General features: G+C 71.3%; 22 protein-coding genes. 6 read left to right on the top strand and 16 right to left on the bottom strand.

Features of this window, described 5'->3' with window-relative positions; translation table 11 throughout:
• Positions 1–331: 331 nt before the first annotated feature.
• The 13 genes from pqqE to BM064_RS07130 all read right to left on the bottom strand — a co-directional run bounded on the left by pqqE (position 332) and on the right by BM064_RS07130 (position 13,346).
• Positions 332–1,453 (bottom strand): pyrroloquinoline quinone biosynthesis protein PqqE, encoded by a 1,122-nt coding sequence (pqqE, locus tag BM064_RS07190; protein WP_092859069.1) that lies wholly within the window; start codon positions 1,451–1,453, stop codon positions 332–334.
• Positions 1,450–1,728: a pyrroloquinoline quinone biosynthesis peptide chaperone PqqD gene (gene pqqD, locus BM064_RS07185; RefSeq protein WP_092859068.1), complete on the bottom strand. Its 279-nt coding sequence runs from the start codon at positions 1,726–1,728 to the stop codon at positions 1,450–1,452. Before pqqD ends, pqqE begins: the two co-directional genes overlap by 4 nt.
• On the bottom strand, positions 1,725–2,501 hold the full coding sequence (gene pqqC / locus BM064_RS07180; protein WP_245779082.1) for a pyrroloquinoline-quinone synthase PqqC: 777 nt from the start codon (positions 2,499–2,501) through the stop codon (positions 1,725–1,727). The genes pqqD and pqqC overlap by 4 nt, the downstream gene beginning before the upstream one ends.
• Positions 2,498–3,403: a pyrroloquinoline quinone biosynthesis protein PqqB gene (gene pqqB / locus BM064_RS07175; RefSeq protein ID WP_177236174.1), complete on the bottom strand. Its 906-nt coding sequence runs from the start codon at positions 3,401–3,403 to the stop codon at positions 2,498–2,500. Before pqqB ends, pqqC begins: the two co-directional genes overlap by 4 nt.
• A gap of 16 nt (positions 3,404–3,419) precedes the next feature.
• Positions 3,420–3,518, bottom strand: coding sequence for a pyrroloquinoline quinone precursor peptide PqqA (pqqA, locus tag BM064_RS26790; RefSeq protein ID WP_143103276.1), 99 nt, complete (start codon positions 3,516–3,518; stop codon positions 3,420–3,422).
• 141 nt (positions 3,519–3,659) lie between these two features.
• On the bottom strand, positions 3,660–4,460 hold the full coding sequence (locus tag BM064_RS07165; RefSeq protein WP_245779081.1) for a sulfite exporter TauE/SafE family protein: 801 nt from the start codon (positions 4,458–4,460) through the stop codon (positions 3,660–3,662).
• 4 nt (positions 4,461–4,464) lie between these two features.
• Entirely contained in the window at positions 4,465–5,988 is a 1,524-nt protein-coding gene (locus BM064_RS07160) for an aldehyde dehydrogenase family protein (RefSeq protein WP_092859066.1), read from the bottom strand.
• Positions 5,989–6,130: 142 nt separating this feature from the next.
• Positions 6,131–7,516: an aminotransferase family protein gene (locus BM064_RS07155; RefSeq protein WP_092859065.1), complete on the bottom strand. Its 1,386-nt coding sequence runs from the start codon at positions 7,514–7,516 to the stop codon at positions 6,131–6,133.
• Between the two features lie 111 nt (positions 7,517–7,627).
• Entirely contained in the window at positions 7,628–8,659 is a 1,032-nt protein-coding gene (locus BM064_RS07150) for an ABC transporter ATP-binding protein (protein ID WP_092859064.1), read from the bottom strand.
• Complete coding sequence (locus tag BM064_RS07145; protein WP_092859063.1) at positions 8,656–9,675, bottom strand: ABC transporter ATP-binding protein; 1,020 nt, start codon at positions 9,673–9,675, stop codon at positions 8,656–8,658. Before BM064_RS07145 ends, BM064_RS07150 begins: the two co-directional genes overlap by 4 nt.
• Before the next feature lie 5 nt (positions 9,676–9,680).
• Positions 9,681–10,604, bottom strand: a complete 924-nt coding sequence (locus BM064_RS07140) for an ABC transporter permease (RefSeq protein ID WP_425426150.1) — start codon at positions 10,602–10,604, stop codon at positions 9,681–9,683.
• The gene (locus BM064_RS07135) at positions 10,601–11,587 is read right to left on the bottom strand and encodes an ABC transporter permease (protein WP_092859062.1); all 987 of its coding nucleotides are present in this window, start codon (positions 11,585–11,587) and stop codon (positions 10,601–10,603) included. Before BM064_RS07135 ends, BM064_RS07140 begins: the two co-directional genes overlap by 4 nt.
• 178 nt (positions 11,588–11,765) lie before the next feature.
• The gene (locus BM064_RS07130) at positions 11,766–13,346 is read right to left on the bottom strand and encodes an ABC transporter substrate-binding protein (protein WP_092859061.1); all 1,581 of its coding nucleotides are present in this window, start codon (positions 13,344–13,346) and stop codon (positions 11,766–11,768) included.
• A gap of 212 nt (positions 13,347–13,558) precedes the next feature.
• Between BM064_RS07130 and BM064_RS07125 the strand changes: the two genes are divergently transcribed.
• The 6 genes from BM064_RS07125 (at position 13,559) to BM064_RS26785 (ending at position 21,338) form a co-directional block, all read left to right on the top strand.
• The gene (locus tag BM064_RS07125) at positions 13,559–15,187 is read left to right on the top strand and encodes an amidohydrolase (RefSeq protein ID WP_092859060.1); all 1,629 of its coding nucleotides are present in this window, start codon (positions 13,559–13,561) and stop codon (positions 15,185–15,187) included.
• Positions 15,184–16,176: a CobW family GTP-binding protein gene (locus BM064_RS07120; protein WP_092859059.1), complete on the top strand. Its 993-nt coding sequence runs from the start codon at positions 15,184–15,186 to the stop codon at positions 16,174–16,176. Before BM064_RS07125 ends, BM064_RS07120 begins: the two co-directional genes overlap by 4 nt.
• Before the next feature lie 112 nt (positions 16,177–16,288).
• Entirely contained in the window at positions 16,289–17,770 is a 1,482-nt protein-coding gene (gene pdxR / locus BM064_RS07115; protein ID WP_092859058.1) for a MocR-like pyridoxine biosynthesis transcription factor PdxR, read from the top strand.
• A gap of 68 nt (positions 17,771–17,838) precedes the next feature.
• On the top strand, positions 17,839–19,077 hold the full coding sequence (locus BM064_RS07110; RefSeq protein WP_092859057.1) for a hydantoinase/carbamoylase family amidase: 1,239 nt from the start codon (positions 17,839–17,841) through the stop codon (positions 19,075–19,077).
• Positions 19,078–19,309: 232 nt separating this feature from the next.
• Positions 19,310–20,302, top strand: coding sequence for a hypothetical protein (locus BM064_RS07105; protein ID WP_092859056.1), 993 nt, complete (start codon positions 19,310–19,312; stop codon positions 20,300–20,302).
• Positions 20,303–20,441: 139 nt separating this feature from the next.
• Positions 20,442–21,338, top strand: a complete 897-nt coding sequence (locus BM064_RS26785; RefSeq protein WP_143103275.1) for an AbiJ-NTD4 domain-containing protein — start codon at positions 20,442–20,444, stop codon at positions 21,336–21,338.
• A 17-nt stretch (positions 21,339–21,355) separates the two neighbouring features.
• Here the strand turns inward: BM064_RS26785 and BM064_RS07100 are convergent, their stop codons facing one another.
• Genes BM064_RS07100 through BM064_RS07090 form a run of 3 tightly spaced genes read right to left on the bottom strand, consistent with a single transcriptional unit; the run spans position 21,356 to position 23,885 of the window.
• A complete protein-coding gene (locus tag BM064_RS07100) occupies positions 21,356–22,165 on the bottom strand; it encodes an amino acid ABC transporter ATP-binding protein (RefSeq protein WP_281244855.1) in 810 nt (269 codons plus the stop codon).
• A gap of 5 nt (positions 22,166–22,170) precedes the next feature.
• Complete coding sequence (locus BM064_RS07095; RefSeq protein ID WP_092859054.1) at positions 22,171–23,055, bottom strand: amino acid ABC transporter permease; 885 nt, start codon at positions 23,053–23,055, stop codon at positions 22,171–22,173.
• On the bottom strand, positions 23,055–23,885 hold the full coding sequence (locus BM064_RS07090) for an ABC transporter substrate-binding protein (protein WP_177236173.1): 831 nt from the start codon (positions 23,883–23,885) through the stop codon (positions 23,055–23,057). The genes BM064_RS07095 and BM064_RS07090 overlap by 1 nt, the downstream gene beginning before the upstream one ends.
• Positions 23,886–23,919 lie beyond the last annotated feature (34 nt).

The following is a 23,919-nucleotide window of genomic DNA, read 5'->3' as shown; positions in this document are numbered from 1 at the left end:
CGCGCCCGGCTCCAACCCGCCGCCTCGCCCCGCCCTCGGAGGCGGTCCCCGCCGGCCCCAGGCCCTGCCGGGAGCGCCTGTTCTCCGGAGCCGTCCGTCGCTGATGCCGATCAGAGCGACTCGCCCGCCCCGGTCAAGGATCGCGAAGCGACCCCCGAAGGGGGCTTGTCCTTGACCGGGGCGGGCGAGTCGCTCAGGCATCTTCAGCGACGGACGGCTGCGGAGGACAGGCGCGGGCCTGTTCTTGGGTGAGTTCAGAAGCGGCCCCTGCGGGCGCCCGCCCGCCGCGCGCGAAGCGCGCGCAGGCCAGGCCCGCCCGCAGGGCGCCTCCTCACCCGCAGCCTTCGCGATAGACCAGCGCCGCGGTCCCTCCCGCGTCCCGCTCCGCCCGCGCCGTCAGCGCCTCGCGGTGGGGGGATCGGATGCAGACCGGATCGGTCGCCGCCGGATCGCCCGTCATCGCCATCGCCTGGCAGCGGCAGCCGCCGAAGTCCTTCGTCTTCCGCTCGCAGGTGCGGCAGGGCGCCTGCATCCAGTCGGTCCCGCGGTAGGCCTGGAAGGCCGGCGAGTCGCACCAGATCCGCCCCAGCGGCGTCGCCGGCGCGCGCTCGAAGCGCAGGCCGGGGAGGGTCTGGGCGGCGTGGCAGGGCAGCACGGTCCCGTCGGGGGTCACGTTCAGCCCGGTCGAGCCCCAGCCCCCCATGCAGGCTTTGGGAAAATCGGCGTGGTGGTCGGCGGGGACGTAGTCGATGGCGAGCACGCCCTTCAGGCGGGCGCGGGCCTCGCGGACCACGGCCGCGGCGCGCTCGGACTGGGCGCGGGTGGGCATCAGGGCGGCGCGGTTGAGGCTCGCCCAGCCGTGGAACTGGACGGTGGCGACCTCCAGCCGCCGGGCCCCCATCTCGACGGCGAGCGCGATGGTCGCCTCCAGCCGGTCGAGGTTCCGCCGATGCATCACCGCGTTCAGGGTCAGGGGAATGCCTCGGGCCGCCAGCCAGCGCGCGGCCTGCATCTTTCGGACGAAGCCGCCGCGGTAGCCGCCGATCTCGTCGGCCGAGTCCGCGTCCACGCCCTGCAGGGAGAGCTGGACGTGGTCGAGGCCGGCGGCTTCCAGCGCATCCAGCCGGCGCTCGGTCAGGCCGATGCCGGAGGTGATGAGGTTCACGTAGAGGTCCACGGCCCGCGCCGCGCGGACCAGGGGTTCGAGGTCGCGGCGCGACAGGGGTTCTCCGCCGGAGAGGTGCAGTTGCAGGACCCCCAGCTCGGCGGCCTGGGCGAAGATCTCGGTCCACTGGGTGGTGTCGAGCTCGGCCGCCTTGCGGGTCAGCTCCAGCGGGTTGGAGCAGTAGGGACAGGCGAGCGGGCAGCGGTGGGTCAGCTCGGCCAGCATCGCCAGCGGCGGGGGCGGCGCGGGGCGCGAGGCGGCCGAGGGGGCGAGGGCGGTCTCGGTCATCTCGCCTCCGCGATGCGGCGGTCGATCAGGGTCTGCAGGAACGTGCGGGCGTCGGCGGCGATGCGGGCGGGGGGGGCGTCGAAGCGGGCGGCCAGCGCCGCGACGATGTCCGCGAAGCTCCGCTCGCCGTCGGTCTCGGCCAGGATCGCGCAGCCGACGGGGTCGAGGCGCAGCACCCGCTCGGGCGCCAGCAGCACGTCGACGCCGCGCACCCGGTCGCGTTTCACGCGGACGCCGCGCAGCAGGCGGGGGCGGTGGTGGTCGGCGAGGCTCATGCCAGGCCCTCGCCCGGGGTCCAGGCGCCCGGCGGAACCCGGCCCTCGACATAGGCGCCCCAGAGCGCGTCGAGCTGGGACCAGAGCACGTCGGTCTTGAAGGTCAGCGCGGCGGCGGCGGCGTCCTGCTTCTCGGCCGTGTCGGCGTGGTCGAGGACCCAGGCGAGGCCGAAGGCGACGTCCTTCGGGGCCTCGGACAGGCGGGTGCGGAAGTAGCTGAGCGAGGTCTCGTCGGCGAAGGGGTAGTGGCGCAGCAGGCCCTCGATGCGGTCGGCGTGGATCTTGGGGGCGAACATCTCGGTGAGGGAGGAGGCGACGGCGTCCAGCAGCGGCATGTCGCGGACGAAGCGGACATAGGCCTCGACCGCGAAGCGGGTGGCGGGGAGGACGCCCTGCCCCGAGGCCACGTAGTCGGGGTCGAGGCCCACCGCGCGGGCCAGCGTCAGCCAGCGGGCGATGCCGCCGGGGGCGCCGTCGGAGCCGTCGTGGTTCTCGATGCGGGATCGCCATTCGCGGCGCAGGGCGGGGTCCTCGACCCGGCTCATGAAGGCGGCGTCCTTCATCGGGATCCGGGACTGGTAGAACCAGCGGTTGATCACCCAGGCGCGCACCTCGTCGGGGGAGCACCGGCCGCCGTGCAGGCGGGCGTGGAACGGGTGGCGGTCGTGGTAGCGCGCGGCGCCGATGGCGCGCAGGCGGGCCTCGAAGGCCTCGCGCGTGAGGGCCTCGCGGGACCGGGCTTTTGGGGGCGGGGGGAAGGATCCATCCATCATGCGCGGAACTCCATGCCGTCCTGGGCGAGGGTCCAGCCCGCCGCCTCCAGCGCCCGCCGCTCCGGCCCCTGGGGGAGGATCGCGGGGTTGGTGTTGTTGACGTGAACGTAGATGCGGCGGCCGATCTCCAGGTCCGCCAGCGCGGCCATCGAGCCCTCGGGCCCCGACATCGACATGTGCCCCATGCGGCGGCCGGTCTTGGCGCCGAGGCCGAGGCGGATCATCTCGTCGTCGGCCCACAGCGTGCCGTCGAAGAACAGCAGGTCCGCGCCCTCGATCCGGGCCGCCAGCGAGGGCGACAGGCGGGCGCAGCCAGGGGCGATCACCGCGCGGCGGCCGTAGGCCTCGAGCAGGACGCCGACGGTCTGCTCGCCCTCGACATCGGTCCGGAGGGTCTGCGCCTCCCCCTCCAGGTAGAGGGGGATCTTGCCGGGGGCGGCGAAGAGGGTGGCGGCGAGGCCGGGGAGAAGCTCGAAGGGGGTTTCGAGGGCGGCGGTGCGGCGGGGGACCAGGGCGGGGTCGAGGGCGGCGAAGATCGGGTTGGCGGCGAGGGCCTCGCCGATCTCGGCGGTGGACCAGAGATTGAAAGACTGTTTCTCGCGCAGGGTCAGGAGGCCGCCGACGTGGTCGATGTCGCCGTTGGTGACGAGGACCGCCTTCAGGGGGGACGTGCGCGGGGCGGTGGGGTGCAGGGCCGGGGTGGCGGCCATCTGCCGGCCGATGTCGGGCGAGGCGTTGACGATGGCCCAGTCCCGCCCGTCGGCCGAGACCGCCAGCGAGCTCTGCGTCATCGGCGGGATCCGCCCCGCCCGGGCCGCGTCGCAGTTGGCGCAGCCGCAGTTCCATTGCGGCAGGCCGCCGCCGGCCGCGGCGCCGAGCACGATGATCTCGAGTCCCGCCACGGCCGGCCGCTCCCGCTCAGTAGAGCTCGTCGGCTTCCCGGTCTTCGGCCGGGAAGTACATGTTGATCTCCATCCCGCAGGCGATCTCGTCGATCTTGGGGGTCGTCCAGGCCATGGGTTCCTCCGCTGGTGGTCGCGATCCGGATCCGTTCCGGACCCTGCGACAGTCTGGCGGAGGCGGCCGTGGCCGCAACGCGACCATGGTCGTAGGGGGCCTCCCGCGGCCGGCCGCACGCGGGCGCGGCGGCCGCCGGCCTCAGCCCCCCAGCAGGTCGAGCGCGCCGCGCAGCGCCGAGGCCGCGGCCATGGCCGCCAGCACGCCCAGCGCCACGCGGCGGTAGCCCGCGTCGGAGGTGCGGGCGAAGAGGCGGGCGCCGGCGGAGGTCGAGAGGACCAGCGCCGGCAGGGCGCAGAGGCCGAGGATCAGGACCCGCAGGTCCAGCACGCCGCTCCAGACCAGCATCGGGGCGGCGATGATCGAGGTGGCGAAGAAGAACACCATCAGGCTGGCGCGCATCACCGCCGGCGGGCGCCCGCCGCGCATGAACCACACGATGGCCGGCGGGCCGGCCATGGCGGCGAGGCCGCCGAAGAGGCCGGAGAGGACGCCCGTCGGGAGGGCGCCGCGGGAGGAGGGGGCCTCGCCTTCCGGCGTCGGGACGGGGGCGCGGCCGGGGCGGAGCAGCATCGCGAGGCCGATGCCGACCAGCGCCGCGATGGCGAGGCGCATCGCGGCGGGGTCGAGCCAGGCCAGCAGGGCGACGCCGACGGGCGTGCCGACGATGGCGCCCAGCGAGAGGCGGCCGACGGCGGGCCACTCGACCAGGCGGCCGACCTGCACCACGTCGCGGAAGCCGACCAGCGCCTGCATGCAGATGACCAATGCCACCGCCTGCGCGGGGACCAGGAACATCGACAGCAGCGGCACCGCCGCCAGCGCGAAGCCGAAGCCGGTGAGGCCGCGGAGCACCCCCGCGACGGCCACCGAGAGGCAGGCGAGGACCAGGGTCCCCGCCTGCGGCGCCTGCTCGGCGAGGAGGGTGGAGAGGGCCTCCACGCCCCTACATGCCCGCCAGGACGATGGTCTTGTTACGGGTGAAGTGGGCGACCATGGCCTCGAGGGAGGCCTCTTTCCCCAGGCCCGACCGGCCGAACCCGCCGTAAGACAGGTTGGGCTGAATCGTAAGATTCTGGTTCACCTGAACGTAGCCGGCGTTCACCCGGCGGGAGGCGTCGAGGGCCAGGCCGATGTCGCGGGTCCAGATCGTGGCGGCGAGGCCGTAGCGGGTGGCGTTGGCGGCCTCGATCACCGCCTCGTAGTCGTCCCAGGCCTGGATCACGCAGACCGGGCCGAAGATCTCCTCCTGCACGCAGGGGCTATCCTCGGGCAGGCCCAGCAGCAGGGTGGGCTGCATGAAGAGGTCGGGGGCGACGCCGGTCTCGGGCAGCTTGCCGATCCTGAGGACGGTGGCGCCGGGGGTGGCCTCGGCCAGCCGGACGTAGCGGTCCACGGTCGCCTTCTGGGTGGCGGAGACGATGGTTCCGACGTCGGTCGCCTCGTCCAGCGGGTCGCCGATCACCAGCGTCTCCAGCTTCGCCGAGAGGGCGGCGAGGAAGGCGTCGTAGAGCGTGCGGTGCACGTAGATGCGCGAGGCGGCGGTGCAGCTCTGGCCCTGGCGGGTGAAGCGCATGCCGGCGATGGCGCCGGTCACGGTCTTCTCGAGGTCCGCGTCGGCGCAGACGATCATCGGGGACTTGCCGCCCAGCTCCAGCGACACGGGGATGATGCGGTCGGCGCCGGCGCCGTAGACGGTCTCGCCGACCTCCTCGGAGCCGGTGAAGGTGATTTTCGCCACCTTGGGGTGGTTGGTCAGGGGGGCGCCGCATTCGAGGCCGTCGCCGACGACCACGTTGACCACGCCGTCGGGGAGGACCTGGTCGAGGATCGCGGCGGCGGCGAGCGTGGCGAAGGGGGCTTCCTCGGCGGCCTTCACCACCACGGTGTTGCCGGCGACCAGCGCGGGGGCGATCTTCAGCATCATCAGCACGAGGGGCACGTTCCACGGCAGGATCGCGGCGACGACGCCGAGCGGCTCCAGCGTGGTGACGGAGAGGGTTTTGGGGTCGAAGGGGATCGTCTCGCCCTTCAGCTCGGAGCCGAGGCCGCCGTAGAACTCCAGCAGATCCGCGGCCACCGCCAGCTCGCCCCGGCATTCGGTGCGCAGCGCCTTGCCGGTCTCGCGGGCGAGAAGGCGGGCGATGGGCTCGGCCTGGACGGAGAGGCGGCGGCCGGCCTCGGCCACCAGCTTGCCGCGGGCGCGGGCGGGCATGGCGGCCCAACCCGGCTGCGCCTGCGCGGCCGCGGTCACGGCGGCGTCGACCTCCTGCGGGCCGGAGGCGGCGGCCTGGCCGAGGGGGGTCATCTGGGCGGGCTCGGTCACCTCCATCCCCGCGGGGGCCTCGACCAGGGCGCCGGCGATGAGGTTGCGGCGCTCCAGCGCCGAAAGCCAGGCGAGGGCGGCGGCGTCGGGGGCCTGGGCGAGCTCTTCAGGGGCGGCGTCGAGGGGGGAGAAGGGCTTGTTCATCGGGGTCGGTCCGTTCGGGGGCGCAGATCCGGCGGGGGCGGGCGGGCGCGCGGAGAGAGCGCGGTCGCAAGGCTGCGGCCGCGGGGGGAGGTCCCGGCCCTCCTGAGAGGGCCGGGTCGGCGATGTCCGGGGGAAGCCGCGGTCAGAGCGTCGCGGCGATCTCGGCGATGGCGGCGTCGACGGCGTCGGCGATCGCATCGATGTCGGCCGCGGTGGCGATCAGCGCGGGCGACAGGCACAGCGTGTTGTTCAGGCCGGGGAGCGAGCGGTTGGTCATGCCGATCATCACCCCGCGGGCGCCCACGGCGGCGACCACCCTGGCGACGATCTTCTCGTCCAGCGGCGCCTTCGTCTCGCGGTTCGCCACCAGCTCGAGGCCCTGGAACAGGCCCATGCCGCGGACGTCGCCGACGATCTCGTGCTTGGCCTTGATCTTCTCGAGCCGGGCCATCAGCTGGGCGCCGCGCTCCTTGGTGTTCTGGAGGAGGTTCTCCTCCTCGAGGATCTTCATGTTCTCCAGCGCCGCCGCCGGGCCGGCCGTGCAGCCGCCGAAGGTGGAGATGTCGCGGAAGTAGCCCAGCGGGTCCGAGGCGTCGTCCTTGAACATGTCGAAGACGCGCTCGGTGGTCACCGTGCAGGAGATCGCCGCGTAGCCCGAGGCGACGCCCTTCGCCATGGTCACGATGTCAGGCTTCACGCCGAAGTTCTGGTAGCCGAACCACTCGCCGGTGCGGCCCATGCCGCAGACGACCTCGTCGATGTGCAGCAGGATGTCGTATTTCTCGCAGATCTCCTGCACGCGGGGCCAGTAGCCCTCGGGCGGGACGATGACGCCGCCGCCGGCGGTGATCGGCTCCAGCACCAGGCCGCCCACGGTCTCGGGGCCCTCGCGCAGGATGACTTCCTCGATGGCGTCGGCGGCGCGGCGGCCGTAGTCCTCGACGTCCCACTGGGCGCGGTATTCGAGGCAGTGCGGCACCTGGATGAAGCCTTCCGGGAAGGGGCCGTACTGCATGGCGCGCTCGGGCTGGCCGCCGGAGGCCAGCGCGGCGATGGTGGTGCCGTGGTAGTCGCGCTCGCGGAACAGGATCTTGTACTTCTTGCCGCCGTACTTCTTGTGCGCGATCTGGCGGATCATCTTGTAGGCCTTCTCGTTGGCCTCGGATCCGGAGTTCGAGTAGTAGACGCGGGACATGCCCGGCATCTTCGAGATCAGCTTCTGGGCGAACAGCGCGGCGGGGATCGAGCCGGAGGCGCCGGCGAAGTAGTTCATCTTCACCAGCTGGTCGCGCACGGCGTCGGCGATCCGCTCGCGGCCATAGCCGACGTTGACGGTCCACACGCCGCCGGAGACGGCGTCGATCATCTCGCGGCCGGTGGCGTCCCAGACGCGCAGGCCCTTGCCCTCGACGATGATCTTGGGATCGACCGTCTCGAACATCGCGTGCTGGACCAGGTGGTGCCAGACGTTGGCCTTGTCGGCCGCGATGACGTCGGAGAGGTCGTTGGGATTGGCGGCGACGTTCATATCGGAACTCCTTTCATCCCCGGACGGACGGCGGATGCATGATGCCGGTCTATCAGCGCCGGGGGGACGGGGGATAGGTCCAGGCTGACGCGAGCCTAGGACCAGATGGCGTCATCCCTCCAGAGGGAAATGGCAGGCGACCTTCGCGCCCTCGAGCGGTCGGAGCATCGGCTTCTCGTCCTTGCAGCGGGGTTGCGCGCGCGGGCAGCGGCCGGCGAAGGCGCAGCCTTTGGGCAGGTTCATCGGCGAGGGCGGATCGCCCTTCACCGCGCCCGCCCGCGAGTAGCCCGCCGACTTGCGCCGCGCGAGCGAGGGGGCCGCGTCCAGCAGGGCGGCCGTGTAGGGGTGGCGGGGGGCGGCGAAGAGGGTGGGGCGGTCGGCGTATTCGACGATCTCGCCCAGATACATCACCGCGATGTCGTCGCAGATGAACTGCACCACGCCGAGGTCGTGGGAGATGAAGAGATACGACAGCCCGAACTGGTCCTGAAGCCGGCGCAGCAGGTTCAGCACCTGCGCCTGGATCGCCACGTCGAGGGCCGAGACCGGCTCGTCGCAGACGATCAGCTTGGGGTTCGTCGCCAGCGCCCGCGCGATGGAGATCCGCTGCCGCTGGCCGCCCGAGAACTGGTGCGGGAACAGGGCCATCTGGTCGGGGCGCAGGCCGACGAGGGAGAACAGCTCCTTCACGCGGTCGGCGCGGTCCTTGCGCTCGCCCACGTCCATCAGGTCGAGGGGCTCGCGCACGATGGCGCCGACGCGGTCGCGGGGGTTGAGGGAGGAGTAGGGGTCCTGGAAGATCACCTGCATGTCGCGGCGCTGCTTGCGCAGGGCCTCGGGGCCCATCTTCAGGACGTCGCGGCCCTCGAACATCACGGCGCCGTCGTAGGCCTCGGTCAGGCGGACGGCGGCCATGGCGGTGGTGGTCTTGCCGGAGCCGGATTCGCCCACCACCCCCAGCGTGCGGCCGGCGTGGACCTTGAAGTTCACCCCCCGGACGGCGTGGAGATAATCGCGATCCGCGAACGGCGATTTCTTCGGCATCGGGAAGCGGACCGAGAGGCCGACGGCCTCGAGCAGCGGCTGCTCGGCGAGGGGCGCGGCGCCGGAGGGGCCGGCGGAGGGGTGTCCGTCGAAGCTCATGCGGCGATCTCCCGTTCGGCGGCGTGGCAGGCGACGGCGTGGCCCCCCAGAAACTCTTGGGCGGCCATGCCGTGGGGGGCGAGCGGCGGGCGCTCGCGCCGGCAACGGTCGTGGACCAGCGGGCAGCGGTCGGCGAAGGCGCAGCCGGCGCCGAGCAGGTGCAGGGGGGGGACGACGCCGGGGATCTCGGCCAGCGGGGGGAGGCGCTCGGCCGAGGCGGCCTCGCGGCCCAGCGCGGGGATGCAGCCGATCAGGCCGCTTGTGTAGGGGTGGCGCGGGTCGTCGAGGATGTCGTCGGCGCGGCCCTGCTCGATCACCCGGCCGGCGTACATGACGGCGACGCGGTCGGCCATCTCGGCGATGGCGCCCATGTCGTGGGTGATCATCACGATGGCCACGCCGAACTTCTCCTGGATGTCGCGCATCAGGTCGAAGATTTGGGCCTGCACGGTGACGTCGAGGGCGGTGGTCGGCTCGTCGGCGATCAGGACTTTGGGCCGACACGAGATCGCCATGGCGATCATCACCCGCTGGCGCATGCCGCCGGACATCTCGTGGGGGTAGGAGGCGGCGCGGCGGCGCGGCTCGGGGATGCCGACGACGCGCAGCAGCTCGACCGCTTCCTCCCAGGCCTCCTTCTTCGAGACGTCCTGGTGGAGCATGATGGCCTCGGCGATCTGGTCCCCGGCGGTGAAGACGGGGTTCAGGGAGGTCATCGGCTCCTGGAAGATCATCGAGATGTCGCGGCCGCGGAGCTGGCGCATCCGCCTGGGGCTGGCGCGGGTGATGTCCTCGCCCTCGAAGACGATCTGGCCGTCGGTGAGGTGGCCGGGCGGGTTGGGGATCAGGCCCATCATCGCGAGCGCGGTGATGGACTTGCCGCAGCCGGACTCGCCGACGATGCCGAGGGTCTCGCCGGGCATCACGTCCAGCGAAATGCCGGCGAGGGCGGTGACGCGGCCGTGGCGGGTGTCGAACTCGACCTTCAGGTCGCGGACGGAGAGGAGGGGGTCCATATCGCTCACCTCGACCGGAGTTTCGGGTTGAAGGCGTCGTTCAGGCCGTCGCCGATCAGGGAGATGGCGAAGACGGTCAGGAAGATCGCGAGGCCGGGGAGGGTGACGGGCCACCAGGCCTCGAGCAGGTAGCCGCGGTTCTGGCCGATCATCAGGCCCCAGGACATGGTGTTGGGATCGCCCAGGCCGAGGAAGGAGAGCCCGGCCTCGAACAGGATCGCCACGCCCACGGTCAGGGTGGCCGAGACGATCAGCGGCGGCAGGGCGTTGGGCAGCACCACGCGGAAGATGATGCGGCTGTTCTTCGCGCCGATGGAGCGGGCGGCGGCGACGTATTCCAGCTCTCGGATGCGGAGGAACTCGGCGCGGGTCAGGCGGGCGGTCTGGGGCCAGCTGACCACGCCGATGGCGATGGCGATGGTGGCGAGCGAGGGCGAGAACAGGGTCACCAGGACCATGGCGAAGAGCAGCGCGGGGAGGACCTGGAAGAACTCGGTCACCCGCATCAGCAGGTCGTCGACCCAGCCGCCGAAGAAGCCCGAGAGGGCGCCGACCAGGATGCCGATGCCCACCGTCAGCAGCGCCGCGGCGGCGCCGACGGCCAGCGTCGGCCAGCCCCCGGTCAGCAGGCCCGCGAGGATGTCGCGGCCGAGGTAGTCGGTGCCGAGGAGGGCGTAGTCCGGCTCCTCGAACGGCGGGGTCATCGGGGCCCAGACGATCTCGTAAGGGTCGGCGGTGACGAAGAACGTGCCGTAGAGGAGCGCCAGCAGGATGATCGCCAGGATCGCCGTGCCGACCAGCGCCGGGCGGTTCTTGAGGAAGATGCCGAGGCTTTCGCGCAGCGGGCTGACGGCCTCGACGGCGGGGCCGGAGGCGGCGGGCGCGGGGGCGGCGGCGGTCTGGGGAGGGTTGGTCGCCACGTCGGTCACTTTCGGCTGCCTCCGGTGCGGATGCGGGGATCGGCCAGGCGATAGCCCAGGTCGGTCAGAAGGTTGGCGACGACGACCATGAGGGCGGCGAAGAACAGCACGCCCAGCAGGGTCGGGTAGTCGCGGCGGAGCACGCTGTCGAAGGCGAGCCGCCCCATGCCGGGCCAGTTGAACACCGTCTCGACCAGCAGCGCGCCGGAGATCAGGTTGCCGAACTGGATGCCGGCGACGGTCATGATCGGCAGCACCGCGTTGCGCAGCGCATGCTTGAAGGTGACCTTGCGCTCGCTCAGCCCCTTGGCGCGGGCGGTGCGCACGTAGTCGGCGCCCAGCACGTCGATCATCGAGGCGCGCGACAGGCGCGCGTATTGCGCGAGGAAGATGATCCCCAGCGTCAGCGCCGGCAGGAACAGGTGGTGGAGGACGTCGAGCGCATAGAGGATCGGCCCGCCGGAGAAGCGCGCGCTCTCCATCCCCTCGACCGGGAACAGGGGGAGCATGGAGGCGAAGAGGATGATCAGCATCAGCCCCGTCCAGAACACCGGCGCGGCGTAGCCGATGGTCGAGAACACCGAGACGAAGGCCGACCAGGCCCCCTGCGGGCGGCGCGCGGCCAGCACGCCCATGCCCACGCCCAGGGTGATGGCGATCATCTGGGCCGCGACCACCAGCAGGATGGTGGGCACGATGCGGGCCCCGATCAGCTCGATCACCGGCTGGTTGAAGAAGTAGCTCTCGCCCAGGTCGCCGGTGACCACGCCGCCGAGGTAGAGGCCCAGTTGCACGATCAGCGGCTTGTCGAGCCCGTAGTCGGCGCGGATCTTGTCCATCATCTCCTGCGTGGCGCCGCCCATCTCGCCGGCGATGACCTCGGCCGGGTCGCCGGGGGCGGCGTGGATCAGCAGGAAGTTCAGGACGACCACGCCGAGCAGCAGGATCACGCCGTAGCCGAGGCGCCTGAGAATGTAGCCGGATGCGCCCATCTTCGGGGTCCTTCCGCAGGTGTCTGGCGGAACGCCGGCCCGCCCGGGGCCGCCGGTTCGCTGGATCGCGGCGCGTCGAGGGGGAGCGGCCGCGTCGGGTGGGCCGCCCCTGCAGGGACGGCCGCGCGTCAGGAGCGCGCCGCCCCCCTCGCCGGAGGGGGGGCGGGGCGGGCGGGCCTCAGCGGGCCTCGGTCCAGTAGACCTCGTCCATCGACTGCATCGGGCCCCAGATCGAGACCGGCACGTTGCCCAGCCGCGCGTCGTAGGCGGTGTGGTAGGGCAGCGTGTTGATCCAGTAGACGGGCAGATCCTCGCCCACGATCATCTGGAACTCGTCGTAGAGGGCCTTGCGCTTCGCCTCGTCGAGCTCGACGGCGGCGGCGGCCAGGATCTCGTCCACCTTGGGGTTGCTGTACCCTTGGGTGTTCGACCAGATCACCGGGCGGATGTTGTCGGTCAGGTAGGTGCGGTGCACGCCGATCACCGGGTCGCCCCAGTTGAACACCGAGTCCATGGTCATCTCGAAGTCGCCGGCGGCGACGCGCTGCGCCCAGGTGGGGAAGTCGGCCGAGGTGCGGACCTCGATGCCGATGCCGACCTTGCCCAGCGCCGAGCGCAGGTACTCGGCCACGTTGCGCTGCTGCTCGTCGTTGCCGGGGATGTAGTCCACGGTCAGGGCGAAGCGCTGGTCGCCCTGCATCGGGAAGCCGGCCTCGTCGAGCAGGGCGTTCGCCTTGTCGAGGTCGAAGTCATAGGCCGGGATGTCGGCGTTGAAGAACGGCGAGCTCTCCACGATCGGGCTGCGCTGCGGGGCGGAGACGCCGCGCATCAGGGCCTTGGTCACGAAATTGCGGTCGATGGCGTAGCCGATGGCCTGGCGCACCTTCTTCTCGGCCAGCGGGCCGGAGCGCATGTTGAACGCCAGCCAGTTGATCGGGCCGACCGCGGCGTAGCCCTGGTCGGTGACCTCGATCCCGTCGGCGTCGGTCAGGCGCGAGATGCCCTGCGAGGTGGTCAGGAACGGGAAGATGTCGGCGTCGCCCGCCTCCATCGAGAGCAGCGCGGCGGAGGTGTCGCGCACCAGGCGGATGATGATCCGGTCGAGGTAGGGGCGGCCCTCGATGAAGAAGTCCTCGTTCTTCACCAGGGTGATCTGCTCGCCGGGCGCGAAGCTCTCGAGCTTGAAGGGGCCGGAGCCGACGGGGGCGGCGTTGGCGGGATGCGAGGCGACGTCCTGCCCGTCGCCGTAGACATGCTCGGGAATGATCGGACAAAGCGCGCCCGAGAGCGCCAGGATCAGCGCCGGGTGGGGCTGGGAGAGCCGGATGACCGCGGTCAGGTCGTCGGGGGTCTCGATGCTCTCCACCGGGGCGAACATGGTCTTGAAGGGGTGGTTGGCCTTGATCGTCTCGATCGAGAAGGCGACGTCGGCCGAGGTGATCGGCTCGCCGTCGTGGAAGCGCGCGCCCTCGACCAGGTGCAGGGTCAGGGAGAGGCCGTCGTCGGCCCACTCCCAGGACTTCGCGAGATAGGGCTGGGGCTGCCAGTTCTCGTCCATGCGGAGCGGCGAGGCGAAGATCTGGGTGCCGGGGACGGCGGTGGCGATGCCCGACTGCACCGTGGGGTTCAGGTGCCGGGGCGTCTGGGTGGAGATCATCACCAGGTCGCCGCCCGGCGTCTGGGCGGCGGCGGGCTGGAGACCCATCGCGAGGGCGAGGGACGCCGCGGTTGCGATCAGGGTCCGGCGCGTGATGCTCATGTTCTGGCCTCGTGTCGGTGTTTGCCTAAACCGAAGTCAGCCTGCCCGCGGGCCGGAAGGCAAACCCCAAACGACCTGCCCAACCGACTGGCACACGAGTTCTCCGAAACTGGTCCTAAGGTCCGGACCTGCCCCCGGCGAGGGTGTAGTCTGAGGCCGCGCGCGCCGCCGGCCCGCCCCCTGCGTCCCCCCGAGGAGCCCCCGGAAAGCCCATGCCCGAGACCGTCGTCTACCGCGCCCGCAAGATCGTCACCCTGGACCCCAACCGGCCGGAGGCGACTCACGTCGCGGTCCGCGAGGGGCGGATCCTCGCTGTCGGCGGGCCGGACTGCGCCGCCCCCTGGGGCGGGGGCCGGCTGGACGAGCGCTTCGGCGACGCGGTGCTGCTGCCGGGCTTCGTGGAGGGCCACGGCCACATGATGACCGGGGCCATGTGGCGCTACGTCTACGCGGGCGACCAGGACCGGGTGGACCCGGACGGGAACCTGCACAAGGGCATGCCCTCGGTCGAGGCGGTGGTCGCCCGGCTGAAGGAGGCCGCCGCGGAGATCCCCGAGGGCGAGCCCATCGTCGCCTGGGGCTTCGACCCGATCTTCCTGCCGACCGAGCGGCTGAACTGCCGCCACCTCGACGAGGTGTCGAAGGACCGGCCCGTCGCCGTGGTGCACTCCAACTTCCACCTGCTGACGGTGAACTCCAAGGCGCTGGAGATGGCGGGCTATTCCCGCGACACCAACGTCGAGGGCGTGGCGCGGTTTTCCAATGGCGAGCCCAATGGCGAGCTGCAGGAGATGGCCGCGATGTTCCCGATCCTGCGCCGCTGCAGGATCGACTTCCGGGAGCTGTCGCGCCGCGAGCCGGCGGTGCGCGCCTATGCCAAGTCGGCGATGCGCTGCGGGGTGACCACGGCCACGGATCTGGCGGCGATGCTGGAGGACGAGGACGTCGACGGGCTGCTGCGGATCACCGCCGCGGAGGATTTCTGCCTGCGCATCGTGCCGACGCTGGTGTTCCGGGAGATGTCGCCGGCGGATTTCGTCTCGCGCGCGCAGGCCCTTGGAAAGCGGTCGTCGGACATGCTGCGGCTGGGCTCGGTCAAGATCGTGACGGACGGGTCGATCCAGGGCTTCACGGCGCGGCTGAAGTGGCCCGGGCACCTGGGCGGGCAGCCCAACGGCATCTGGAACGTGCCGCCGAAGCAGCTTTTCGAGGTGATCGAGGCGCTGAACGCGGCCCGCGTGCAGATGCATATCCACACCAACGGCGACGAGGCCTCGGAGGTGACGCTGGACGCGCTGGAGGCGGCGCTGTGCAAGTCGCCCTGGCCGGACCATCGCCACACGCTGCAGCACGTGCAGCTGGCGGGGGAGGACCAGTTCGCCCGCATGGCCGCGATGGGGGTCTGCGCGAACCTCTTCGCCAACCACATGTGGTACTTCGGGGACGCGCATTACGAGATCTCGATCGGGCCGGACCGGGCGCGGCGCATGGACGCCTGCCGCTCGGCGCTGGATCACGGGGTGACGCTGGCGATCCACTCGGACACGCCGGTGACGCCGATGGGGCCCCTGACGGTGGCCTGGTGCGCGGTGAACCGGATCACGCCGAAAGGCCGCGTGCTGGGCGAGGCGCAGCGGATCACGGTGGCCGAGGCGCTGCACGCGATCACCCTGGGCCCGGCGAAGACGCTGAAGATGGACGACGAGATCGGCTCGATCGAGACCGGCAAGAAGGCCGATTTCGCGGTGCTGGCCGACGATCCGCTGAGCGTCGCGCCCTATGAGCTGCGCAACATCGAGGTGCTGGGCACGGTCTCCGGCGGCCGGGTGTTCATGGCATGAGCGGGGCTTTCGAGACCGAGGGGGGCGGTCCCGCCCCCCTGCCCCCTCTGCCCGTCACGGTGATCTCGGGCTATCTCGGCGCGGGCAAGACCACGCTGGTCAACCGGCTGCTGACCGAGGCGCATGGGCGGCGCATCACCGTGCTGGTCAACGACTTCGGCGAGATCCCGCTGGACGAGAGCCTGATCGTGAACCGCGACGGCGACACGCTTTCGCTGGCCAACGGCTGCATGTGCTGCTCGATCGGCGGCGACCTGTTCGACGCCATCGACCGGATCCTGGAGGCGCACCCGCGGGCCGAGCACCTTGTGATCGAGACCTCCGGCGTCGCCGACCCCGCCAAGATCGCCCAGATCGCCATGGCCGAGCCGGACATGGCGCTGATCCTGACCGCAACGCTGGTGGACGCCGCGAATTTCGAGGCGGGGCTGGCCGATCCGCTGCTCGCCGACACGCTGGTGCGGCAGGTGCGGGCGGCGGGGCTGGTGGTGATCTCCAAGGCCGACCATGCGGGGGCGGAGGCGACGGCGGCGCTGGCCGCGACGCTCGCGCAGATGGCGCCGGCGACGCCCCGGGTGGAGGCCGCCTTCGGGGCGCTGCCCATCGAGATGTTGCTCGATCCCGCCGAGGCCCCCGCGCCCGCCGGTCACGTCTGCGGGCCGGACTGCGGGCACGATCACGCCCATTCCCACGACCCCGCGCAGGATCATGGGGCCCATTACCGAAGCTGGTCTTGGAGCGGGGCGGAGGCGCTGGACGCGGCCGCCGCGGAGGCGCTGATCGGGGCGGAGGACATCGGGCTCTATCGCCTGAAGGGCGTGGCGCGGACCCCTGCGGGCTGGGTGGAGTTCCACCGCGCCGGGCGGCAGTCGTCCTTCCGCCCGGCGCAGGCGCCCGCGGACGGGCTGTCGCGGGCGGTCGCCATCGGCTTCGCGGCGCGCTTCGATGCGGGCGCACTGGATGCGCGCTGGCGGGCTCTGCTAGTCTGAGCGCGGGCCGGTCCGCCGCACCTGCGGACCGGCCCGGCCGGTCCCCGCCCCCGACGCTACGTCACGCCTGCGACCGGCCCGTCAGGGCGGCGCCCGCCGCCTCGGAGGCCCTATGCGCGATATGTTGATCCATGTGGAACGGGCCGAGGGCGTCTCCCTCCAGGCCCAGATTCGCGAGCGGCTGGTCTCGGCGATCCTCGCGGGGCAGTTCCGCGCGGGGGCGGCGATGCCCTCGACCCGCGCCATGGCGCAGCGGCTGGGGGTGTCGCGCAACACGGTGATGCTGGCCTATCAGGCGATGGCCGACGACGGCTGGCTGACGGCGCGGGAGCGATCCGGCTTCTACGTCTCCGAGACCCCGCCCGAGAGCGCGCCCGGCGCCGCCGCCCCCGCGCCCGAGGGCCGGCGACCGGACTGGGCCGCGCGGTTCCGCATCGCGCCCACCGCGCAGCGCAACATCGTGAAGCCCGCGGACTGGCGGAAATATCCCTATCCGTTCCTCTACGGACAGCTGGACTCGGACCTGTTCCCGCTGGCCGCCTGGCGCGACTGCATGCGCCAGTCGATGGCCCGCAAGAGCTTCGACGCCTGGACCGACGACCGCTTCGCCGAGGACGACCCGATGCTGGTCGAGCAGATCCGCCAGCGGCTGCTGCCCCGGCGCGGGATCACCGCGCGGGCGGACGAGGTGCTGGTGACGCTGGGCGCGCAGAACGCGCTTTACCTCATCGCCCAGCTTCTGGTGGGGCGCGACACGCCGGTCGCCATCGAGAACCCCGGCTATGCGGACGCGCGCAACATCCTCGGCCTCGCCTCCGACCGGGTGACGCCGGTTCCGGTGGACGCCGAGGGGCTGGTGGTGGAGCGCCTGCCCCGGGGGCCGTCGCTGGCGTTCGTGACGCCCTCCCACCAGTCGCCGACCTCGGTGACCATGAGCCTCGCGCGGCGGCGGGCGCTGCTGGACTGGGCGGAGGCGCAGGACGGGCTGGTGGTCGAGGACGACTACGAGTTCGAGTTCAACTACCGCGGCCAGCCCACCCCCGCCCTGAAGTCGATGGATCGGGCGGACCGGGTGATCTACGTGGGCTCGCTCTCGAAATCGCTGATGCCGGGCCTGCGCATGGGCTTCATCGTGGGGCCGGCCGAGTTCGTGGCCGAGGCGCGCGCCCTGCGCCGCCTGATGCTGCGCCACCCGCCCGGCAACAACCAGCGCGCGGTGGCGCTGTTCCTGGCGCTGGGCGCCCATGACGCCCTGATCGGGCGCCTGCACCGCCATTTCGCCGGGCGGTGGGAGGCGATGCACGCCGCCCTCGACGCGCATCTGCCCGGCTGGTCCCAGGGCGCGGTCTTCGGCGGCACCTGCTTCTGGGTGCGCGGGCCGGAGGGGATGGACGCCTCGGTCCTCGCCGCCGAGGCCCGGGCCGAGGGCGTGCTGATCGAGCCGGGCGACGTGCTCTTCGCCGATCCCGGTCCCGACGGCGAGAGCCGGCCGCGCAACTTCTTCCGCATGGCCTTCTCCTCCATCGCCGAGGAGCGGATCCCCGAGGGGGTCGCGCGCCTCGCCGCCGCCGCCCGCCGCATCGGCGCGCTGTGAGGGCGCCGCCTTCGCCCGCTTCGGCACGAAACCCGCATGGCTCCGTCCGCAGCCAGCAAGGAGCCCCCATGACCGCCCTGCCCCAGATCGACGCCGACCGCCTGTGGTCCCGCCTGATGGACTTCGCCCGCATCGGCGGAACGCCCGAGGGGGGCGTGCGGCGCCTCGCCTTCGATCCGGCCGAGATCGCGGCGCACCGGCATCTGGCCGACCTCGCGCTCGCGCGCGGCTTCGCCCTGACGCTGGACCCGGCCGGCAACCTCTTCATCCGGCGCGAGGGGACCGAGCCCGGGGCGGCGCCGGTGGTCTCTGGCTCGCATCTCGACAGCCAGCCCTCGGGCGGGCGCTTCGACGGGACGTTCGGCGTGCTCGCGGCCCTCGAGGCGATGGAGACGGCGCAGGACGCGGCCCTGCTCACCCGCCGCCCGCTGGAGCTGGTGGTGTGGGCCAACGAGGAGGGCTCGCGCTTCCGCCCCGGCTGCCTCGGCTCGGCCGTCCATGCCGGGGAGACGCCGCTGGCGGAGGCGCTGGCGGTGGTGGGCGACGACGGCGGGATCTATGGCGAGGGGGTGGCGGCGCTGGCGGCCGCCCTGCCCGAGGCCGCGCCCGCGGCCCTGGGGCGGAGCTTCGCCGCGCTGCTGGAGGCGCATATCGAGCAGGGGCCGCTGCTGGAGGCGGGGGGCCAGGTGATCGGCGTGGTGGACCGGGTGCAGGGGCACCGGCGGCTCGACATCTGCGTGATCGGGCGGGAGGACCACTCCGGCGGGGCGCCGCTGAGCCTGCGCAGGGACGCCTTCGTGGACGCGATCGAGGTCTGCCGGGGGCTCGCCGAGCTCTGCCGGGACGAGACCGACGTGCTGCGCTTCACCTTCGGGCGCTTCGTGGTCAGCCCCAACGCGGTCTCGGTGGTGCCGGGGCGGGTGGACATGGTGCTGGACCTGCGCCACCCCAGCCAGGAGGAGCTGATCCGCCTGGGCGACCTGGTGCATGCGAAGGCCCAGGGGCTGGCGCGGCTGTGCGAGGTGCGCGTGGCCGACAGTTCGTGGCACGCGCCGGTCGCCTTCACGCCCGCGATCCGCGAGACTTTCGCCCGCGCCGCCGACCGCCGCGGCTATCCGCGGCGCGAGATCTATTCCGGCGGCGGCCATGACGCGCGCTGGTTCCCCGGGCGCTGCCCGACGGGGATGGTGTTCATCCCCTGCGAGAAGGGCGTCAGCCACCACCCCGCCGAGAACGTCGACCCCGCCCATGCCGCCGCCGGCGCCCAGGTGATCGCCGACGCGATGCTGGAGCTGGCGGAGCTCTGAGCCCCGGCCCGGAGCGCGCCCGCCGCGCCCGCCCGTCTCCGGGCGCGTCGCCGCCGCGGGGCGCGCCCCGGGGCTTCCGACGCCTGCCGCGCAGAACGGCGCCGGAGCGTCGCGGCGCCTGCGGCTTCGGCATCGGCAGCGCGAACTCCAAACTTGGAGTCAAATCCATTGACGGCGCAGCCCGGCTGCGGCGTGATGGGTCCAGGCGCAGGCGCGGCCGCAGGAGGCATTCATGGCGACGCTCACCCCCGACCAGCACGACCGCGCGGTCCGCTTCATCGCGGCCAACCGCTTCCCGTTCCCCGACCAGCCGCACCCGAGCTGGCCGCTGCATTACCGGACGTGGTTCAACTCGGCCACGCATCCGCGCATCGCCATCGAGGTGGACGGCGCCCCCCACCATCCCGACATCGTCATCGTCGACGGCGACGGCCGCCTGCGCGAGATCGCCGAGGTCGAGACCGACCTCTCGCCCGAGATGGTCGCCCGCTGGCAGGCGGCCTCGCTGGCCGCCGACGACACCACCGAGACCGGCGACCGCCATCTGCTGATCTACGTCCCCGAGGGTCGCGAGGCCGAGGCCCAGGCGATGCTGGAGGGGGCGGGCATCAGCTACCACGCCCTGCGCGGCGTGCGGGTGGACGAGGACGGCACGGTCCACGTCCTGCCCCACCTGACGCTGGGCAACACCAAGGACCACCGCCCCGACAGCCCGCCCCCCGCCGCCCAGGACCCGCTGCGCACGACGCTCGACGAGGACGCCCGCGAGGCGGTGATCCGCTTCCTGCTGGCCGAGCGTTTTCCGTTTCCCGGCGAGGGGACCGAGAAGTGGGGCCTCGACCTCTACTGCCTGACCAACACCCGCCTGCACGCCCGCCGCGCGATCCCGGGGCCGGAGGGGGAGTTCTTCCCCTCGGTGGTGGTGGTCGATGCGCAGGACCGCCCCTGCAAGATCGCGATGGTGGAGACCGAGATCTCCGACGCCCGCCTGCCCCTCTGGCGCGCCTGCTCGCAGGCCGCGGTCTACGAGGGCCACTACACCGACCCCGACACCGGCCGCCCCGCCAAGCATTTTCTTCTCTATGTCCCGCTGGGCCAGGAGGAGACCGCCCGCGCGATGCTGATCGACGCCGGCATCTCCTGCGCCGGCGTGCGCGGCTACGAGGTGACCGAGGCGCTGCGGGTGCGGATGCCGGCGATATTGCCGCCGGTGGCGAGGGGTTAGCTTCGGTTGCTGAGCGGCAAACGCCTCCATGCGATAGCAGGCGTCTCTGAGGAGAGCGGCGGGCTCACGAAAAACTAGCCGACTCATTGCCAATTGCCGAGACTACCTCTCCGAACATTCGGATTGGACGGCTGCCGATATGACGAAACAGACCGATTACATACCCTTCTCACAGAGAAGCGGAGCCACCCCCATCCCGCCGCAACTAGAGCTGGGCGTAGCCTCGCCAGAGCTAAGACGGCTAATTGATTATAGCTTTCACTTGGAGCTCGAACGATACACCAGCGGGCGTTATGGTGGAGTTTGGTTTCAAGACCACTGGAAACGTGTTTCGCAAGATCTGCACGTCAAACATCTTGGAAGACCAGCTTCCACCTACAAAAACGATCCCGTCGCCTTTCGCACGGAGATCGAGAAGATCTGCGCCAAGGGCAGACTGGAGGAGCTTTTTGATTTAGTCGAATTTGCAGCACGTCACAAAGACTGCAGCACTGAGTTCAAGCAGCAGATCCAGCAAGCATTTCCCGAGGCGCGTGCAGCCTACCGATTGTTGGACGGGCAGGTGGCGGCGATCGGGACCGAGCAATTGGGTGAGGCTGTCATAGCATCTCTGGACCTCTTGGACCGTGTCGGAGAACTGGCCTCCAGATCGCATCTGATCCGAGCGGGTGTCTTGCTCCGCAATGGGGATTGGGCAGGGAGCATCCGAGAAAGTATTCATTCAGTCGAGTCAGTCGCAAGACGGCTTGCCCCCGACACAAAAACGCTAAACCCTGCACTGAATAAGTTGGAACGGCAGGGCCACCTTCATGGCGGCCTGAAAGCTGCTCTAGGAATGCTGTACGGCTACACCAGCGACGAGGAAGGCATCAGGCACGCCAACATATTCCAGACAGAATCCCAGGTTGATGAGGCAGATGCTATATTCATGCTTGGTGCGTGTGCGTCTTTCAATTCTTACTTGCTATACCGGACGCAAGACAGCGACGCGCCTGCAGAAGAAGGCGCGACGCCCGACATACGTAGTGGAGCGTAAGGTCCAGCGCGGGAACCTCACTCCCGCCCCAGCACCGAGCGGATGAAGTTGCGCGTCCGCTCTTCCTGCGGGTCGTCCATCAACTGCTGCGCCGGGCCCGTTTCCACCACCCGGCCCTGGTCCATGAACACCACGCGGTCGGCGACCTCGCGGGCGAAGCCGAGCTCGTGGGTGACCACGACCATGGTCATGCCGGCGCGGGCGAGGTCCTTCATCACCGAGAGGACCTCGCCGACCAGTTCGGGGTCCAGGGCGGAGGTGGGCTCGTCGAAGAGCATCACCTTGGGGTTCATCGCCAGCGCCCGGGCGATGGCGACGCGCTGCTGCTGGCCGCCGGAGAGGTCCTTGGGGTAGCTCGACGCCTTCTCGGCGAGGCCCACGCGGGAGAGCAGGCGGCGGCCGCGGTCCTCGGCCTGGCCGCGGGGCTCGCGCAGGACCTGGACCGGCCCTTCCGTGATGTTCTGGAGGGCGGTCATGTGGGGGAACAGGTTGAAGCGCTGGAAGACCATGCCGGTCTTGCGGCGCTGACGGGCGATCTCGGCCTCGGGGAGGGGGTGGAGGCGGTCGGACTCGAGGCGCCAGCCGAGGAGTTCGCCGTCCAGCCACAGGGCGCCCTCGTCGATGCGCTCGAGCTGGTTGAGGCAGCGCAGGAAGGTGGTCTTGCCGGAGCCGGAGGGGCCGATGATGCAGACCACCTCGCCCTCCTCCACGTCGATCGAGACCTCCGTCAGGGCGCGGAAGTCGCCGAAGAGCTTGCCCACGCGGCGGCCCGAGACGATCGGCAGGCCGGGGGCGAGGGTCGCTTCGGGCTCCATGGCGGTCTCCATGCGGGTCATCGGTCGCGCACCCCCGAGGCGAAGCCGCGGCCGAAGCGGCGCTCGAGGCGGGCCTGGCCGAGGCTGAGGATCGTGACCACCACCAGATACCAGGCGGCGGCGACCATCAGCAGCTCGATCACACGGGCGTTGACGTAGTAGATGTCCTGGCTGGTGCGCAGGACGTCGGCGAAGCCGATGATCGAGGCGAGCGAGGTCATCTTCACCAGGCCGATGAACTCGTTGCCGAGCGGCGGGATCACCACGCGCATCGCCTGGGGGAGGATGATGCGCTTGAGGCTCGCCCAGTAGCTCATGCCGATGGCCTGGGCGGCCTCGTACTGGCCGCGGTCGACGGAGAGGAGGCCGGCGCGCATCACCTCGGACGTGTAGGCGCCCTGGTTGAGGCCGAGGCCCAGAAGGGTCGCCATGGCCGGCGTGATGACGTCGACGGTGCGGGCCTCGAACAGGCCCGGGATGCCGAGGCGGGGGAAGACGAGGGCCAGGTTGAACCAGATCAGCAGCTGGAGAATGACCGGCGTGCCGCGGAAGAACCACTGGTAGCCGATGGCGACCGAGCGCAGCACCGGGTTGGGGGAGCCGCGCATCACCGCCACCGCCACCCCGATGACGATGCCGATGATCATGCAGGCGATGGACATCCAGATGGTGTTGACCACGCCCATCAGGATCGAGGGCCAGAACAGGTATTCGCCCGTCACCTCCCAGGCGATCTTGCCCTCGGCGAAGGCTTTCGTCAGCCAGGCGATCAGGGCCAGCATGATCGCCACCGCCGCGATGCGGCCCCAGCGTCGGGGCCGCACGATGGTCATGGCGGAGACGTCGACCTCCGGGACGGCCTCGCGCCGCGCCGGAGCGATGGCGGAGGCGCCCCCGGCCATCAGGGCTGCGGGCCCTGGTTGACGCTGAATTCGTCCAGCGCCGAGAGGCCGAGCTTCCACTTGGCGATCAGCTCGTCGTAGACGCCTTCCTCCTTCAGCTCGGTGAGGGCGGCGAGGAACGCCTCGCGCAGCTGCACGTCCTCCTTGGCGAAGGCGATGCCCATCAGGGCGGAGGAGATCGGATCGCCCAGCGCCATGAACTCGTCGGGGTAGTCCTCGAGGATGGTGGGCACGGATTCGAGGCCCTGGACGGCGGCGACGGCGCGGCCGGTGCGCAGGTTGGTCAGCTGCTGGCCGCGGTCGGTGTCGACGATGACCTCGATCGGCTCGAGGCCCTTGTCGACGCAGGTCTTCTGGGAGAAGGCCTCGACCGTCTTGGGGTAGGACGTCCCGCGCGAGGTGGTGATGGTCTTGCCGCAGAGCTCCTCGTTCGAGGTCAGCCCGGCGGAGAGGGGGGCGTAGAACTGGGCGCCGGCGCGCAGGTAGTCGATGAAGTCGAAGATCTCGCGCCGGGCGGGAGTGTCGTAGAAGCCCGACCAGATGATGTCGACGCGGCCCGACTGCAGCGCCGGGGTCATCGCCTCGAAGGCGCCGTTGAGGTATTCGACCTCGAAGCCCAGCTTGTCGCCGACGGCCTTGAGCAGATCGACGTCGAAGCCGATGAACTCGCCGGTGGCGGGGTCCAGCATCTCCATCGGCGCGTAGCCGGCGTTGAGCGCGGACTTCAGCACGCCGCTGCTGGCGATGCGTTCGGGGAGCTCCTGCGCGCCGGCGGCCGTGGCGCCGAGCAGGACGGCGACGGCCGCGGCCGCCTGGGTGATCCGTTTCATCATGACCTCCGTGTCGGTGCGCGGGCCCTTGTTT

This window comes from Albimonas pacifica, assembly GCF_900113695.1.
Classification (GTDB): domain Bacteria; phylum Pseudomonadota; class Alphaproteobacteria; order Rhodobacterales; family Rhodobacteraceae; genus Albimonas; species Albimonas pacifica.
Note: the sequence above shows the minus strand (reverse complement) of the source record. Positions and strands in the feature narration are given on the sequence as shown.